The sequence below is a fragment of the Streptomyces sp. NPDC044719 genome (genome assembly GCF_056433405.1).
In genome coordinates, this window is record NZ_JBWKHE010000001.1 from 1,260,693 (window position 1) to 1,276,519 (window position 15,827).

At 72.2% G+C, this 15,827-nt stretch carries 14 protein-coding genes; 10 read left to right on the top strand and 4 right to left on the bottom strand.

The features are described from left to right. Positions 1-5: 5 nt before the first annotated feature. On the bottom strand, positions 6-239 hold the full coding sequence (locus AC07DF_RS05880) for an Lrp/AsnC family transcriptional regulator (RefSeq protein WP_189727946.1): 234 nt from the start codon (positions 237-239) through the stop codon (positions 6-8). Between the two features lie 206 nt (positions 240-445). Here AC07DF_RS05880 and AC07DF_RS05885 point away from each other — a divergent pair, with 206 nt between their 5' ends. Continuing rightward, positions 446-1,411 carry a thiamine-phosphate kinase gene (locus AC07DF_RS05885; RefSeq protein ID WP_382496958.1) on the top strand — a complete coding sequence of 322 codons (966 nt, stop codon included), beginning with the start codon at positions 446-448 and terminating at the stop codon, positions 1,409-1,411. Continuing rightward, entirely contained in the window at positions 1,408-2,199 is a 792-nt protein-coding gene (thiD, locus tag AC07DF_RS05890; protein ID WP_478967250.1) for a bifunctional hydroxymethylpyrimidine kinase/phosphomethylpyrimidine kinase, read from the top strand. Before AC07DF_RS05885 ends, thiD begins: the two co-directional genes overlap by 4 nt. A gap of 85 nt (positions 2,200-2,284) precedes the next feature. Here thiD and rpmB read toward each other — a convergent pair whose 3' ends face one another. Further along, positions 2,285-2,470: a 50S ribosomal protein L28 gene (gene rpmB, locus AC07DF_RS05895; RefSeq protein WP_004924906.1), complete on the bottom strand. Its 186-nt coding sequence runs from the start codon at positions 2,468-2,470 to the stop codon at positions 2,285-2,287. A 247-nt stretch (positions 2,471-2,717) separates the two neighbouring features. On the opposite strand from rpmB, the gene AC07DF_RS05900 reads away from it, so the two are divergent. Next, a complete protein-coding gene (locus AC07DF_RS05900; RefSeq protein WP_478967252.1) occupies positions 2,718-4,487 on the top strand; it encodes a DAK2 domain-containing protein in 1,770 nt (589 codons plus the stop codon). Between the two features lie 9 nt (positions 4,488-4,496). Here the strand turns inward: AC07DF_RS05900 and AC07DF_RS05905 are convergent, their stop codons facing one another. Together AC07DF_RS05905 and AC07DF_RS05910 are read right to left on the bottom strand one after the other, a co-directional pair. Continuing rightward, on the bottom strand, positions 4,497-7,436 hold the full coding sequence (locus AC07DF_RS05905; protein ID WP_478967254.1) for a tetratricopeptide repeat protein: 2,940 nt from the start codon (positions 7,434-7,436) through the stop codon (positions 4,497-4,499). Continuing rightward, entirely contained in the window at positions 7,433-9,271 is a 1,839-nt protein-coding gene (locus AC07DF_RS05910) for an HSP90 family protein (protein ID WP_478967605.1), read from the bottom strand. Before AC07DF_RS05910 ends, AC07DF_RS05905 begins: the two co-directional genes overlap by 4 nt. 189 nt (positions 9,272-9,460) lie before the next feature. Between AC07DF_RS05910 and recG the strand changes: the two genes are divergently transcribed. From recG to rnc, 7 genes are all read left to right on the top strand, one after another. Beyond that, positions 9,461-11,698, top strand: a complete 2,238-nt coding sequence (gene recG / locus AC07DF_RS05915) for an ATP-dependent DNA helicase RecG (protein ID WP_478967256.1) — start codon at positions 9,461-9,463, stop codon at positions 11,696-11,698. 81 nt (positions 11,699-11,779) lie between these two features. Beyond that, positions 11,780-12,367 carry a 16S rRNA (guanine(966)-N(2))-methyltransferase RsmD gene (gene rsmD / locus AC07DF_RS05920; RefSeq protein ID WP_478967258.1) on the top strand — a complete coding sequence of 196 codons (588 nt, stop codon included), beginning with the start codon at positions 11,780-11,782 and terminating at the stop codon, positions 12,365-12,367. Between the two features lie 26 nt (positions 12,368-12,393). Then, the gene (coaD, locus tag AC07DF_RS05925; protein WP_189728227.1) at positions 12,394-12,873 is read left to right on the top strand and encodes a pantetheine-phosphate adenylyltransferase; all 480 of its coding nucleotides are present in this window, start codon (positions 12,394-12,396) and stop codon (positions 12,871-12,873) included. An 82-nt stretch (positions 12,874-12,955) separates the two neighbouring features. Continuing rightward, the gene (locus AC07DF_RS05930; protein WP_478967259.1) at positions 12,956-14,053 is read left to right on the top strand and encodes a DivIVA domain-containing protein; all 1,098 of its coding nucleotides are present in this window, start codon (positions 12,956-12,958) and stop codon (positions 14,051-14,053) included. A gap of 127 nt (positions 14,054-14,180) precedes the next feature. Beyond that, on the top strand, positions 14,181-14,825 hold the full coding sequence (locus AC07DF_RS05935) for a YceD family protein (RefSeq protein ID WP_478967261.1): 645 nt from the start codon (positions 14,181-14,183) through the stop codon (positions 14,823-14,825). A gap of 2 nt (positions 14,826-14,827) precedes the next feature. Further along, positions 14,828-15,001: a 50S ribosomal protein L32 gene (rpmF, locus tag AC07DF_RS05940; protein WP_003951102.1), complete on the top strand. Its 174-nt coding sequence runs from the start codon at positions 14,828-14,830 to the stop codon at positions 14,999-15,001. Between the two features lie 19 nt (positions 15,002-15,020). After that, entirely contained in the window at positions 15,021-15,809 is a 789-nt protein-coding gene (rnc, locus tag AC07DF_RS05945; RefSeq protein ID WP_478967263.1) for a ribonuclease III, read from the top strand. The last annotated feature ends 18 nt before the right edge of the window (positions 15,810-15,827 follow it).

Sequence of the window (15,827 nt, forward strand, 5' to 3'; positions counted from 1 at the left end):
GGGGGCTAGATATGGACGACCGGGCAGGTCAGGGTGCGGGTGATGCCGTCCACCTGCTGGACCTTGGCGACCACCAGACGACCGAGATCGTCGACGGTGTCGGCCTGGGCCCGCACGATGACGTCGTACGGTCCTGTCACGTCCTCGGCCTGGACGACCCCAGGGATCTTGCTGATCGTCTCGGCGACGGTCGACGCCTTGCCGACCTCCGTCTGGATCAGGATGTACGCCTGTACCACGGAACCTCCAGGGCGGCCACGAGGATCATGTGGGGAAAAGGAACGCCACGGTATCGCGTCGCCGCTCACCACGGGGAGACCCCTGGGGACCGGGTCTTGCGCGCCGGGGTGCGGGTCCGGCAGAACGTGACGGTCACTTCGACCGTAGCGAGGCCCAAGATGCCTCGCGACCGCGCATGGACAGGGACAGAAGGGGAGAAAGGGCAATGAAGGGCACTGTTGGTGAGCTCGGTGAGTTCGGGCTCATCAGGGAGCTCACCTCCCGTCTGACCACCACCCCGGCGGTCCGGGTGGGCCCCGGCGACGACGCCGCCGTGGTGGCCGCGCCCGACCGCAGGGTCGTGGCCAGTACGGACATCCTGGTGGAGGGCCGGCACTTCCGCCGGGACTGGTCGACGGCCTACGACGTGGGCCGCAAGGCGGCCGCGCAGAACCTCGCCGACATCGCCGCCATGGGGGCCGTACCGACCGCGCTGCTGCTCGGTCTGGTCGTTCCGGCCGACCTGCCGGTGACCTGGCCGAGCGAGCTGATGGACGGCCTGCGCGACGAGTGCCAGGTCGCCGGAGCCGCCGTGGTCGGCGGTGACGTCGTACGCGGGGACTCGATCATGGTGTCGATCACGGCGCTCGGCGATCTGCGCAACCAGGAGCCGGTGACGCGGGCGGGCGCGCAGCCCGGCGACCTCGTCGCGGTGACCGGCTGGCTGGGCTGGTCGGCGGCCGGGTACGCGGTGTTGTCGCGGGGGTTCCGCTCGCCGCGCGCGTTCGTGGAGGCCCACCGGCGTCCCGAGCCGCCGTATCACGCTGGTCCGGCCGCCGCCGGGCTCGGGGCGACCGCGATGTGCGATGTGAGCGACGGTCTGATCGCCGACCTCGGTCACATCGCCGAGGCCAGCAAGGTGCGGATCGACATCCGCTCCGGGGCGATCGACATCCCGACCCAGATGAACGACATCGGTCAGGCCGTCGGCGTCGACCCCATGCAGTGGGTGCTGACCGGGGGAGAGGACCACGCGATCGTGGCGACGTTCCCCTCGGACGTGAAGCTGCCCGCCCGCTGGAAGGTCATCGGCGAGGTCCTCAACCCCTCGGCGCTGCCCCAGGTCACGGTCGACGGGGCGCCGTGGACCAGCAAGGGCGGCTGGGACCACTTCGGAGACATAGAGTCATGATCCCCAACGTCCTCACCGTGGCAGGCTCCGACTCCGGCGGGGGCGCGGGCATCCAGGCCGACCTGAAGACCATGCTCGCGCTCGGCGTGCACGGCATGAGCGTCGTCACCGCGGTGACGGCGCAGAACTCGCTCGGCGTGCAGGGGGCTTGGGAACTGCCCGTGGAGGCCGTGCGGGCCCAGTACCGCAGTGTCGTCGACGACATCGGCGTCCAGGCGGTCAAGACCGGCATGCTGGCCTCCGCGGAACTCGTGGAGGCGGTGGCCGAGTTGCTCGCTGGGACGGACGCCCCGGCGGTCGTCGACCCGGTGGGCGTCTCCAAGCACGGTGACCCCCTGCTTGCCGCCTCGGCGCTGGACTCCGTCCGTACGAAGCTGCTCCCCGTGGCGACGGTCGCCACCCCGAACCTCGACGAGGTGGCCCAGCTGACGGGGGTGCGGGTCGAGTCGGAGGAGCAGTTGCGGCGCGCCGCGGCGGCCGTGCTCGGGTACGGGCCGCGCTGGGTGCTGATCAAGGGCGGTCATCTGCCCGGGGACGCCGTCGACCTGCTCACCGACGGCTCCGAGGAGCACTGGCTGCGGGCGCCGCGCCATGACAACCGGCACACGCACGGCACGGGCTGCACCCTGGCCTCCGCGATCGCCGCACAGCTCGCGAAGGGGCCGTCGGTGCCGGAGGCGGTGGCGGCGGCCAAGGAGTACGTCACAGGGGCCGTCGCTGCCGGCTTCGCGCTCGGCGGGGGCATCGGGCCGGTCGATCACGGCTGGCGGTTCCGCGGGGAAGCGTAGCCGCTCAGGCATGACAAAGAGCCGGTCCACCTGAGGTGGACCGGCTCTCTGAGCGAACCAGCAGTGGCCGCGCGCTAGCTGAGCGTCAGCGCGAGACCTTGCCGGCCTTGATGCACGAGGTGCAAGCGTTCACGCGCTTCGGCGTCCCGCCCACCACGGTACGCACACGCTGGATGTTCGGGTTCCAGCGACGGGGCGTACGGCGGTGCGAGTGCGAGATGTTGTTGCCGAAGCCCGGCCCCTTGCCACAGACGTCGCAGTTGGCAGCCACGGGTCACTCCAAAGACTTCAGATGCACTTACGGTTGATCCCGGCATGCCGGGATCAGGATCGAAGATCTGAGTGGCGGTGCCAGGGGAATGGCCCGATTGGGATCGGGCAACCGGAGCAGCATACAACGACTGCCCCAGGACGACGAAACTACCATGGTCGGGCGGTGGTCTCACCTGGCCCACTTCCGGTGAGGATGGCCCCGGAGACTACGCTGCGTGCCACGTCAAGCAGCTGAGGGAGGCGCAGTGGCGCAGGTGCCGCAGACATTCTTCGATGCTGTCGCGGTGCGCACCTGGTGCGGTCTCGCTCTCGAGACGCTGGGGCGGGCGCGTGAGGAGATCGACGCGATCAACGTCTACCCCGTGGCGGACGGGGACACCGGCACGAACCTGTACCTGACCGTGGAGTCCGCGGTGGCCGCGGTCGAGGCGGTGTTCGCGGGCCATGCGGCGGGGGCGGGTGCCGAGGGGCCGACATTCGCCGACGCCGCCCGGGCGATGGCGCACGGGGCGCTCATCGGCGCCCGCGGGAACTCGGGGACCATCCTCGCCCAGCTGCTGCGCGGCATGGCCCAGGTGCTGGCCGCCGACGAGGCCGCCCATGCCGACGGCCAGGGCCTGCGGCTCGCCCTGCGGCACGCGGCCGACTCCGCCCGCCAGGCCGTGGCCCACCCGGTCGAGGGCACCGTCCTCACGGTCGCCTCGGCCGCCGCGGCCGCCGCGGACGGTGCCGAGGGCGACTGCGGGAAGGTGGCCCGGGCGGCCTACGAGGGAGCGCGCACGGCCCTCGCCGCGACCCCCGGCCAGCTGCCCGTCCTGGAACGCGCCGGAGTGGTCGACGCCGGTGGGCGGGGGCTGGTGGCGGTGCTCGGGGCGCTGGTGGAGACGTTCACGGGGGAGATGCCCCGGGTGGCGGCGGGTGTGGTGAGCGTGCCAGGGGCCAGGGCGTCCGGGGGAGTGGTGGCTGAGGAGCCGGTGGGCTTGTGCCTCGGCCCGGACGACGACCGCCGCGACCACCACGCGCGCGTGGAACCGGCCGATGGTCCCGTGCGGGGCGAGTGCGCGGACGGCACCGCCGCGGCGCACCAGGACGGGCCCGCCTTCGAGGTGATCTACCTCCTCGAGGCCGAGGACGCGGCCGTGGCGCGGTTGCGGGAGCGGCTCGACGCCCTCGGGGACTCCCTCGTCGTGGTCGGCGGTGACGGGCTGTGGAACGTCCATGTCCACGTCGACGACGCGGGCGCCGCCGTCGAGGCCGGCATCGAGGCGGGGCGGCCCTACCGGATCCGCATCACACACTTCGGCGCCGGCGACGTGCACACCACCGGTGCCGAGCGGCTGCCCCGGGAGCGCGCCCAGCGCGCCGTCGTGGCCGTCGTGCCCGGTGCGGGCCTGGCCGGGCTGTACACCGAGGCCGGCGCGACCACCGTGCTCGCACGCCCCGGGGAGCCGCCCGCGAGCGGCGAGCTCGTACAGGCCGTACGGCGGGCCCACGCGCGCGAGGTCGTGCTGCTGCCCAACGACGCCGAACTGCGTCACACCGCCGCGGCGGCGGCCGAGCAGGCCCGTACGGAGGGCATCCGCGTGGCCCTCATCCCCACCCGCTCGGCGGTCCAGGGCATCGCGGCACTGGCCGTGCACGAGCCGGAGCGGCGCTTCGACGAGGACGTGGTGTCGATGACCTCGGCGGCCGGCGCGACCCGCTACGCCGAGGTCACCGTCGCCGAGCGCCAGTCCTGGACGATGGCCGGCATCTGCCAGGCCGGCGACGTCCTCGGCCTGATCGACGGCGACGTGGCCGTGATCGGCGCGGATGTCGCGGCCACCGCCGAGACCGTCCTGGACCGGATGCTCGCGGCCGGGGGCGAGATGGTCACCCTGGTGCTCGGCGACGACGCTCCCGAGGCGATCGCCGAGCATCTGGAGGGCCGGGTCCGTGAGAGCTACCTCGCCGTCGACACGGTGGTGTACCGGGGCGGACGGCAAGGAGCCCTGCTCCTCATCGGCGTGGAGTAGGACCGGACCTCAGCCCTGCCGCTCCGCCACGGCCCGGAGCATGTGCCCGGCCTCCGCCAACCGGGCCCGCACCTCCTGGTCCTCGGCTCCCGTGTCGTCGGAGCCGTCGTGTCCCTCGTACGCCGCCAGCACCGCACGCGCGCGTGCCACGGCCTCGGCAGGGCGGCCCAGGTCGGCCTCCAGCCAGCCCGCGGCCAGCTCGGCGCCGGTGCGGCTGTGCAGGGCGCCGTCCCCGAGCGAGGCGAACACCTCTGCCGACCGGGCCACTTGGAACAGGGCCTCCTCCATCACGGCCCGGGTCGAGGCGTCTTCGACGTCCTCGGTGACGGAGCGGGCCAGCAGGTCGCCGAACTGCCGGTGGGTGTGACCGAGTTCGGCCGTGAGTGGGAGCCGGGACTCCTCGTCGGCCGCCGTGTCCCGCGCCGTCTCGCACGCCCGGACCGCGCTCGCCATCAGGCCGCGAGCCTCCTCCTGCCCGTCCCGCGTGCGCAACGCCAGCCAGGCGCGGGCGCGCAGGGAGCGGACCAGACCGTGGGTGTTGCCGAGTTCGCGCCACAGGTCGCCCGCACGGGTGTAGGCCCGGTCCGCCTCGGCGGCCAGCCCGGCCTGTCCGAGCGACTCACCGGCCAGATGGGCGAGGGTGGCGTGGTCCTGCTGCTCGGGCCAGTGCCGGGCGATCTCGGCCGCCTGCAGGCGCCGTTCGGCGGCCGCGCGGTGCTCGCCGAGTTCGCTCAGGCAGTCGCCGAGCCACCACTGCGTCTGCACGACCGCCCCGTCGCCGTGTGTCTCGGCGGTCAGATCGGGCAGCGCCGACTCCAGCACCTCGGCGGCCTCGGCCCACCGCTCCTGCCGCAGCAGGAACCCGCCGAGCTGCTGCCGTGCCCAGGCACCCAGCGTCGCGCTCTCGCCCGCCTCGTCGGCCCAGTGCGCCGCCTGCAGGGCGTGCTCCGCGGCCTCCACGGCCTCGCCCCGGCCGCCGACCACCTCGGCGAGCTGGAGGTGCAGCTGGGCCCGGCCGGGCGCCTCCAGCTGCGGCCCGCCGTGCTCCAGGGCCGCCCGCAGCGCCCGTTCCGCCTCCGCCATGTCGTCGAGGTGGTGGGCCAGGGAGGCCAGCCGGGCCTCGTACTCCACGGCGAACCAGGGCAGCCCCGCAGCGACGAACGCCGCCGCGCCGCGCGCGAACAGCTCCGCCGCCGACCTCAGATCCCCGGCCAGTCCCGCCAGCTCGCCGAGCATCGCCTGCGCCTCGGCGGCCCGCGCGGCCAGCCGTACGTCCTCCCCGGTCCGCCCGTCGACGAGCGCCAGGACCTCGCGGACGGCGGCCTCGGCCTCCGCGAGCACCGCCTCCGTCCCGGGACCCTCGGCCGCGTGCGCCCGGCGCATCAGGATCCGGGCCCGGCCCATCAGGACGGACGCCGTCTGCCGCAGGCCCGTGCCGCCGGCGGCGTGCAGCGCGAGGACCTCGTCGTACGGCCCGGCCACGGCCGTGACCGCTTCGGCCACCTCGCCCCCGAGAGCGCGTACGTACGCCGCCCGCGCGTGTGCCGCCAGAGCCTCGCCCGGATCGCCCGCCTCCGCGTACAGCCCGGCGGCCCGCTCGAAGAGCGCGGCACCCCCGGGGCCGAGGCCCATCGCCTCGTGGTCCGCGATCTCGGCCCGGTCGCGCGGGTCCAGCTCGACGCCCTCCGCGGCCCCGGCGACCGCCGCCCACGCCTCCACGGCGCCCGGCCGCAGGGTGTCCGACAGCCGCCGTGCCTCGGCCAGCAGGGCGGGCAGGCCCGGCTGCCCGGTGCCAGTAGGCGTCATGGCCGGGGGAGCGGGCGGAGGGACCGTCCGCACCGACCGCACGCCCAGCGGCAGCCGCTCCACCAGGGGCTGCCGCGCCATACGCGCGCGTGCCCGCTCGCTGACGTATGCCGTGCCGTTGCGCTCGTCGAAGCGCGCCGCCAGGGCGAGGGCCTCCGCACGCGCGTGCGTGGCCAGTTCCCGGGCGGTCCACTCCCGGCCGGCCGGGCCCGGCACCTGCCGGTCACCGAGACCGAGGCCGGTCAGGCGGTCCATGAGCAGGGCCACCACGCTCATGAAGTCCAGCTTGCTCTGCGGCTGCCCGTCGTCCGTGAAGTACGCCGGCCGCTCCGCGAGCAGCTCAAGACCACGCGCCTCGTTGCCGGTCAGCGCGCAGAACTCCACATGCTCCGCGTACGCACCACGCATGCTCTCCATGGCCCGTACGAGCCGGAAGCCCCGCAGATGGTGCGCGCGAGCCTCGTCCAGGCGGCCCAGCCGCAGCAGCGGCACCAGGGACGAGGCGAGGGCCGTGTGGGGCTCGTGGGCGCAGGCGTACTCGCCCTCCAGCACCGGCCGCCACAGCTCCACGGCCTCCGCGTCCCGGCCCTGCTCCGCCTGCCACCAGCCCTGCCCGTGCAGCTCGCAGGCGTGGCAGTCGGCCATGCTGTCCCGGTCGGCGGCCAGCCACGCGGCGTACGCCCGCTCGGCCCGCGCGATGTCCCCGACATGCGCGGCCACACTGTGCTCGGCGCTGCGCACGGCCCGCTCGGAGTGCCCGGCGAGCCGATAGCGGTGCTCCATCTCGCCGAGCCACTTCTCGATCGACGCGAGCGGGATGTGCGGCTGGTCGAGCATGCCGGACGACACCCACTTGAAGACCCAGTGCAGCGAGTGGGTCTCGTACTCGTCGAAGTCCTCGGGGTGTTCGTCCCACAGGCGCAGCAGGCGAGCGAAGGGGACGAACATCTTCCCCTTCTCGGAGCTGTAGTTGTAGACCTTCAGCTGGTGCCCGAGCGCCTCGATCACGGCGAGCGGGATGTTCAGCTTCTCGGCCGCCGCCAGCAGCTCCTCCGCGCGCGCGTTGCGGGCGGGCCCCTCCGGCTCGTCCGAGTTCTCCGCCATCGCCCGGCGCAGCGCGTCGAAGTCGGTGATCTCACTCATGCCTGACCGTCCTCGCTGTGCGTGGCCCACTCCAGGAGACCGATGAACGCGCGGTTGAGCAGCGCCGAGTCGGCGGGCCTCAGCGGCCGCTGCGCCATCAGCAGAGCCTGCCCGTACAGCGACTCCGTCGCCGTGCCGATCAGCTCCGGGTCGTGCAGCGCGCTGATCCGCCGGACCAGCGGATTGAGGTGGTTGAGCACCAGACGCGCGCGTGGAGCACTGCCGCGCAGGGAGCCGAGGATGCCCGCCCACAGGTCGTCGGCCTGCGCCTCGGCGTCGGCCCGGGCCTGTTCGTGCCGGGCGTCCCGGTCGTCGAGGTGCAGCGCGGGCACCGAGAGCGGATGGAAGGCCCGCAGCACCACATCGCAGCCCAGCTGGTCGAGCCGGGCCCGCGCCGCCGCCAGGAAGTCCGACAGGGCCAGCTCTTCGGCCGGGTCGACGTCGTCCAGATGCGCGGTCACCGTGTCCGCGTCCAGCTCGGCGACCACGGTCCCGGGCCGCACCGACGGCAAGGCCTCCACCAGCTCGCTGTCGTACGTGTAACCGCCGTTGATCACGCCGATGCCCTGCGCGGACGCGATCGGCGCGACCTGCCGGTACTCCTCGACGGTCCGCGTGAAGTGCACCACCGGGTGCCGCTGCGCGAACTCCTCCAGGGACAGCCGCCCGTCGGTCGTCTCGAAGGGCAGCCACGGCAGCATCGTGCGCAGCATCTCGCGGTCGTGCCGGGCCAGCGACTTCACACCCAGGTGGTGCACCGACAGGAACGCGGCCAGCCGTTCCGGATCACCGGCCGCCAGGCCCGTCAGCCACGCACGGATCCGCTCGCCCAGCGCCTCCCGTACGGCGGCCAGCGTCTCGTCCTCGTACAGCGACTCGCGCGAGGCCGTCGGCCGCAGGCTGTCCGTGTCGAGCACGCAGCGCACGAAGAACGCCCAGTCGGGCAGCAGCTGCTCGGCCCGTTCGGTCAGCAGCATGCCCTTGAGATGCACGCGATGACCCGCGCGCTGGGCCGGGCTGACCGCCGACGGCAGCACATACGCCACCCCGCGGATGCCGGCCAGCGGCACGGCCAGGTCGATCGTGTCCAACGGGGTGAAGCCGAACAGGTCGTGGCAGTGCCGGGCGAGGGCGACGCGGCGGGTGGCCGGACTCGGATACGAACGGTCCCAGGGCGCCGGGAGGTCGGTGACCGCCTCGTCGCCCACCCGGACGTCGTACGGCAGCAGCGAACCGAAGTCCCGTGCCAGGGCCGCGACCCGCTCGGGCGTGAGCCACTCCGCCGCCCCCGCCCGGGCCACCAGCTGCACGGTCGTGCCCGGTTCGGGCCGGTCGGCGTCCGGCAGCGTCCGCACCGTGTACGAACCGTCGTCCCGGGCCGTCCACTCCACGGGCGGCGCCCCGGGCGTACGGGCGCTGCGGCTGACCACCCGGATCCGCTCGGCCACGACGAAACAGGCCAGCAGCCCGATGCCGAACTGCCCCAGGAAGTCGGAGCGGGCCTCCTGAAGACCCTCGGCACGCTTGGAACTGCGCCCGATCGTGGCGAGCAGGCTGTGCACGTCCGCCTCGGTGAGCCCCACGCCGGTGTCCTCGACCCGAAGCGTGCCGCCCCGCGCGGTCAGCCGCACCCGGGCCGGGGCGTCGGGCTCCGCCGCGCGTCTCGCGGTGATGGCGTCCACCGCGTTCTGCAGCAGCTCGCGCAGATACACCTTGGGACTGGAGTAGAGGTGGTGGGAGAGCAGGTCCACCAGACCACGCAGGTCGACCTGGAACGTATGAGGTGACTGGGGCGAACGGGGTGCCTGGGAAGCCTGTGAGGTCTCGGAATCCATCATCACGGCGCCGATGGGGGGACTCGCGACGGCGCGGGGTCGGGCGGTCCCGGTGGGGCGGTGACCGCGAAGAAGGGCCGGGAGCGCGCCATCCTAAGGCCCGAACCAGCCGTCTGACCAGGGATTTCCGGGACGTATACGGCAACGTCCGCCGCGGCCTCTACGGCAATGTCAGTGGTGTGGTGTGCAATGGATCTCGTGCCCGCACTGGAAGAACCGCTGCAACAACCGCTGAAGTCGGTGCTCGGCCCCGCCACCGCGAAGGTGATGGCCGAGCACCTCGGCCTGCTCACCGTCGGAGACCTCCTCCACCACTACCCGCGCAGATACGAGGAGCGCGGCCAGCTCACCCACCTCGCCGAGCTCCCCATGGACGAGCACGTCACGGTGGTCGCCCAGGTAGCCGACGCCCGCCTGCACACCTTCGCCTCCGCCAAGGCCCCGCGCGGCAAGGGCCAGCGTTTGGAGGTCACCATCACGGACGGCAGCGGCCGCCTCCAACTGGTCTTCTTCGGCAACGGCGTTCACAAGCCCCACAAGGAACTCCTGCCGGGCACACGCGCGATGTTCGCGGGCAAGGTCTCCGTCTTCAACCGCCGCCTCCAACTCGCCCACCCGGCCTACGAGTTGCTGCGCGGAAACCCCGACGACCCCGACGAGTCCGTCGAGACCTGGGCCGGCGCCCTGATCCCGATCTACCCCGCCACCGCCAAGCTGGAGTCCTGGAAGATCGGCAAGGCGCTCCAGACGGTCCTGCCCACGGCCCGGGAGGCCGTCGACCCGCTGCCGGACTCCCTGCGCCAGGGCCGCGGCCTGGTCCCCCTCCCCGAGGCCCTGCTGAAGATCCACCGCCCGCACACCAAGGCGGACATCGAGGACGCCCGCGCCCGCCTCAAGTGGGACGAGGCCTTCGTCCTCCAGGTGGCCCTGGCCCGCCGCCGCCACGCGGACGCCCAGCTCCCGGCGGTTCCCCGCAGGCCCACCCCCGACGGCCTCCTCGCGTCCTTCGACGCACGCCTCCCCTTCACCCTGACCGACGGCCAGCAGCGCGTCTCCAGGGAGATCTTCGACGACCTGGCCACCGACCATCCGATGCACCGGCTGCTCCAGGGGGAGGTCGGTTCGGGCAAGACGATGGTCGCCCTGCGCGCCATGCTCGCCGTGGTCGACGCCGGCGGGCAGGCCGCCATGCTCGCCCCCACCGAAGTGCTCGCCCAGCAGCACCACAGGTCCGTCGTCGAGATGATGGGCGAGCTGGCCGAGGGCGGCATGCTGGGCGGGGCCGAACAGGCCACCAAGGTGGTGCTGCTCACCGGGTCCATGGGCGCGGCCGCCCGCCGGCACGCCCTTCTCGACCTCACCACCGGCGAGGCCGGCATCGTCATCGGCACACACGCGCTGATCGAGGACAAGGTGCGGTTCCACGACCTGGGCCTGGTCGTGGTCGACGAACAGCACCGCTTCGGCGTCGAGCAGCGCGACGCCCTGCGCGGCAAGGGCAAACAGCCCCCGCACCTCCTGGTCATGACCGCCACGCCCATCCCGCGCACGGTGGCCATGACGGTCTTCGGCGACCTCGAGACCTCCGTCCTCGACCAGCTCCCGGCCGGCCGCTCGCCGATCGCCAGCCATGTCGTCCCGGCCGCCGACAAGCCCCACTTCCTGGCCCGAGCGTGGGAACGGGTCCGCGAGGAAGTGGGCAACGGCCATCAGGCGTACGTCGTATGCCCCCGCATCGGCGACGAGGAGGACGACCCCAAGAAGTCCGGCAGGAAGCAGTCCCCCGAGTCCCCGGAGGACGCCGCCGAGAAGCGCCCGCCCCTCGCTGTCCTGGAAGTGGCGGACCAGCTCTCCAAGGGCCCGCTGAGCGGCGTCAAGGTGGAGGTCCTGCACGGCCGTATGCAGCCCGACGACAAGGACGCGGTCATGCGCCGCTTCGCCGCGGGGGAGACCGACGTCCTGGTCGCCACGACGGTCATCGAGGTCGGCGTCAACGTCCCCAACGCCACCGTGATGGTGATCATGGACGCCGACCGCTTCGGCGTCTCCCAGCTCCACCAGCTGCGCGGCCGCGTGGGCCGTGGCTCGGCGCCCGGCCTGTGCCTCCTGGTCAGCGAGATGCCCGAGGCGAGCCCGGCCCGCCAGCGCCTGAACGCGGTAGCCGCCACCCTCGACGGCTTCGAGCTCTCCCGCATCGACCTGGAACAACGCCGCGAGGGCGACGTCCTCGGCCAGGCCCAGTCGGGCGCCCGCACCAGCCTCCGGATGCTCGCGGTCATCGAGGACGAGGAGATCATCGCGGAGGCGAGGCAGGAAGCAGCGGCGGTAGTGGCCGCAGACCCGGAGCTGACCCACCTCCCCGCCCTCCGGACGGCTCTGGACGCCCTCTTGGACGAGGAGAGAGAGCAGTACCTGGAAAAGGGCTGATGGTTGTCGCCCTCAAGGGGCGCGGGGAACTGCGCGACCAGCCACAATGAACCTGAACCCGCCCACGACCAAGGACCACAGATGACCCGCGTGATCGCCGGCGCGGCCGGCGGACGTCGCCTGGCCGTCCCCCCAGGCACCGGAACCCGCCCCACCTCCGACCGCGCACGCGAAGGCCTCTTCTCCACCTGGCAATCCCTCCTCGGCGGCCCCCTGGAAGGCGAACGCGTCCTCGACCTCTACGCGGGATCAGGCGCGGTCGGCCTGGAGGCCCTCTCCCGAGGCGCGGGCCACACCCTCCTCGTCGAGGCCGACGCGCGAGCGACCCGCACGGTCCGCGACAACGTGAAGTCCCTCGGCCTCCCGGGCGCCGAGGTCAGATCAGGCAAAGCGGAACAGATCATCCGCACGCCACCCCCCGGCGAACCGTACGACCTCGTCTTCCTCGACCCCCCGTACGCCGTCACGGACGACGATCTTCGCGAGATCCTGCTCACACTCCGCACAGAGGGCTGGCTCGCCGAAGAAGCCCTCGTCACCGTGGAGCGCAGCACCAGAGGCGGTGAATTCCGGTGGCCCGAGGGTTTCGAAGCCCTCCGGGCCCGCCGCTACGGCGAGGGAACGTTTTGGTACGGTCGCGCCGCCTCTACGTGCGAAGACGCACGATGACCGGACCGGAGAGCGAGGGAACACAAGTGCGCCGCGCCGTCTGTCCCGGGTCGTTCGACCCCATCACCAACGGACACCTCGACATCATCTCCCGCGCCTCCAGGCTGTACGACGAGGTCTATGTCGCGGTGATGATCAACCAGGCCAAGAAGGGCCTGTTCGAGATCGAGGAGCGGATCGACCTGATCCGCCGGGTCACCGCCGAGTACGGCAACGTCCGCGTCGAGGCCTTCCACGGCCTGCTCGTCGACTTCTGCAAGCAGCGCGACATCCCCGCCATCGTCAAGGGCCTGCGCGCGGTCAGCGACTTCGACTACGAGCTCCAGATGGCCCAGATGAACAACGGCCTCTCGGGTGTGGAGACCCTCTTCATCCCCACCAACCCCACCTACAGCTTCCTGTCGTCCTCCCTGGTCAAGGAAGTCGCGACCTGGGGCGGGGACGTCTCACACCTGGTCCCGGCGGAGGTTCTCCAGGTCCTCAACGAGCGCCTGCGCAAGGACTGATGGGACTGCTGATGGGACTGCTGATGGGACTACAGTCGTCCCGTCCGTCTCCAACGCATCTGTAGAGAGTGGCGAGCACACGGTGGACGTGCAGAAAAAGCTCGACGAGATCGTCTCCGCGGTCTCCGGCGCCCGGTCCATGCCCATGTCGGCCTCGTGCGTGGTCAACCGCGCCGAACTGCTCTCGCTGCTGGAAGAGGTGCGCGCGGCGCTGCCCGACTCGCTCGCCCAGGCCCAGGAGCTGATCGGCGGCCGCGAGCAGATGGTCGAGCACGCCCGCCAGGAGGCCGAGCGCATCATCGGGCAGGCGCACGCCGAGCGCGGCTCCCTGATCTCCGACACCGAGGTCGCCCGCCGTTCCCAGGCCGAGGCCGACCGGATCCTCGCCGAGGCCCGCCAGGAGGCCGAGGAGGTCCGCGCCGAGGCCGACGACTACGTCGACTCCAAGCTCGCCAACTTCGAGGTCGTCCTCACCAAGACCCTCGGCTCCGTCGGCCGCGGCCGTGAGAAGCTCCTCGGCACCGGCCCCGGCGTCGACGAGCAGGGCTACGAGGACGAGGACGCCCCCGAGCGCAGCCAGGACCCGGAGACCCTGCGCCGTACCGCCGACGAGTACGTCGACGCCAAGCTCGGCTCCTTCGAGGCGGTCCTCGCCAAGACCCTGGAGGCCGTCGGCCGCGGCAGGCAGAAGCTGCACGGCCGTATCGCCAGCGACGACCTCGGCACCCTGGCCGACGACCCCAGCACGGTCCAGCACTCCAGCGACGCCGACTACCTCGCCGACCTGGCCGCCCTGGGGGAGCGGAAGCCCCCGGCCGAGCAGCCCGCCCAGCAGCAGGACTACGGACCGCCGCAACCGGCCTACGCCCCCGCCTCCGGCTACACCCCGGCGGGCGGCGCCCCTGTCCAGCAGCCCGACCCCTACGGCGGCTACCAGCAGCAGCCCTACGCCGCCCAGCAGGACCCGTACGGCTACCAGCACGCCGATCCCTACGCCTACCAGGGCTACGACGCCCAGCAGGCCGCGTACGACCCGAACCAGGTCCAGCAGGCGCAGCAGGCCCAGCAAGGGCATCAGGGCCAGCAGGGATACGCTCTCGACGAGACCAGCCTCTTCGACACCGGCATGATCAGCGCCGAGCAGCTGAGGGCCTACGAACAGGGCCGCGGCAACGGCTGAGCACCGGATTGGGCCGACAGCGAAAGGTCCAGTATCCTGGCTCTTCGGTCGCGCGTACGTCCGCGATCAACGCTGCCCGGAACACTCAAGGGCGGCGGCATCTCAGCTCGAAAGATCGAAAGCAGGAATGGCTCTGAACGCCCGCCTCGACCACCGCAACCCCCTCGTGTTCGACACACACGAGCTGGGCCGGCGGCCCGGTGCGCTGCAGCGCCTGACCCGCACGGTCGACGCTCCCCAGGACCTCGGTATCGGGGGAGTCATCGGAGTGCCGGAAGGCGCCCCGGTGGAGCTCGAACTCCGCCTGGAGTCGGTCATGGAAGGGGTGCTTGTCACAGGCACCGCCCGTGCCGGGGCCGAGGGGGAGTGCGTAAGGTGTCTGGAGCCGCTTCAGCTCGACGTCGAAGCGGAATTCCAGGAGATGTTCTCGTACCCTGACGCCGACGACCGGGGCCGCGTGATCGCGGAACCGGGCGACGACGCCGAGGACGACGAGGACAGGCTCTTCCTCGAGGACGGCATGTTCGACCTCGAGCCCGTGCTGCGTGATGCGGTGGTGCTCGCACTGCCGATGCAGCCGGTGTGCCAGGAAGACTGCCCTGGTCTGTGTGCCGAGTGCGGTGCGCGACTGGCGGACGACCCGGACCACCACCACGACGCCGTCGACATCCGTTGGGCGGCTTTGCAGGGACTCGCCGGCACCATGAAGGACGGCGAGAAGGACGAGATGAGCGGCGCCGAACCGGGCGTCGACGAGAAGCAGGAGAAGTAGCCGTGGCTGTTCCGAAGCGGAAGATGTCGCGCAGCAACACGCGCCACCGCCGGTCGCAGTGGAAGGCTGCGGTCCCCACCCTGGTTGCGTGCGAGCGCTGCCACGAGCCCAAGCAGCAGCACATCGCGTGCCCGTCTTGCGGCACCTACAACAAGCGCCAGGTCCTCGAGGTCTGAGCGGCTGGTGAGAGGCACTGTGTCCACGCCGAAGAAAAACTCTGCGGACAACCAGGCCTCGTCCCACACGCTGTTGGAAGGGCGGCTCGGGTACAAGCTCGAGTCCGCCCTTCTGGTGCGTGCGCTGACCCACCGTTCCTACGCGTACGAGAACGGCGGTCTGCCGACCAACGAGCGCCTGGAGTTCCTCGGGGACTCCGTCCTGGGTCTCGTGGTCACGGACACGCTGTACCGAACCCACCCCGACCTGCCCGAAGGCCAGCTGGCCAAGCTGCGGGCCGCGGTGGTCAACTCGCGTGCGCTGGCGGAGGTGGGCCGTGGGCTCGAACTGGGCTCCTTCATCCGGCTCGGCCGCGGTGAAGAGGGCACGGGCGGCCGGGACAAGGCGTCCATCCTCGCCGACACCCTCGAAGCGGTGATCGGTGCGGTCTACCTCGACCAGGGACTGGAGTCCGCGGCGGAGCTCGTGCACCGTCTGTTCGACCCCCTGATCGAGAAGTCCTCGAACCTCGGAGCCGGCCTGGACTGGAAGACCAGTCTCCAGGAGCTCACCGCGACCGAGGGGCTCGGCGTGCCCGAGTACCTGGTCACGGAGACCGGCCCCGACCACGAGAAGACCTTCACTGCTGCCGCCCGCGTCGGAGGCGTCTCGTACGGCACCGGCACCGGCCGCAGCAAGAAGGAGGCGGAGCAGCAGGCCGCCGAGTCCGCCTGGAGGTCCATCCGGGCCGCGGCGGACGAGCGCGCCAAGGCGGCGGCCAAGCAGGCCGCCGACGAGAGCGCCGGACCCGAGCCGGCATCCGCCTGACCGAACAGAAACAGCGCA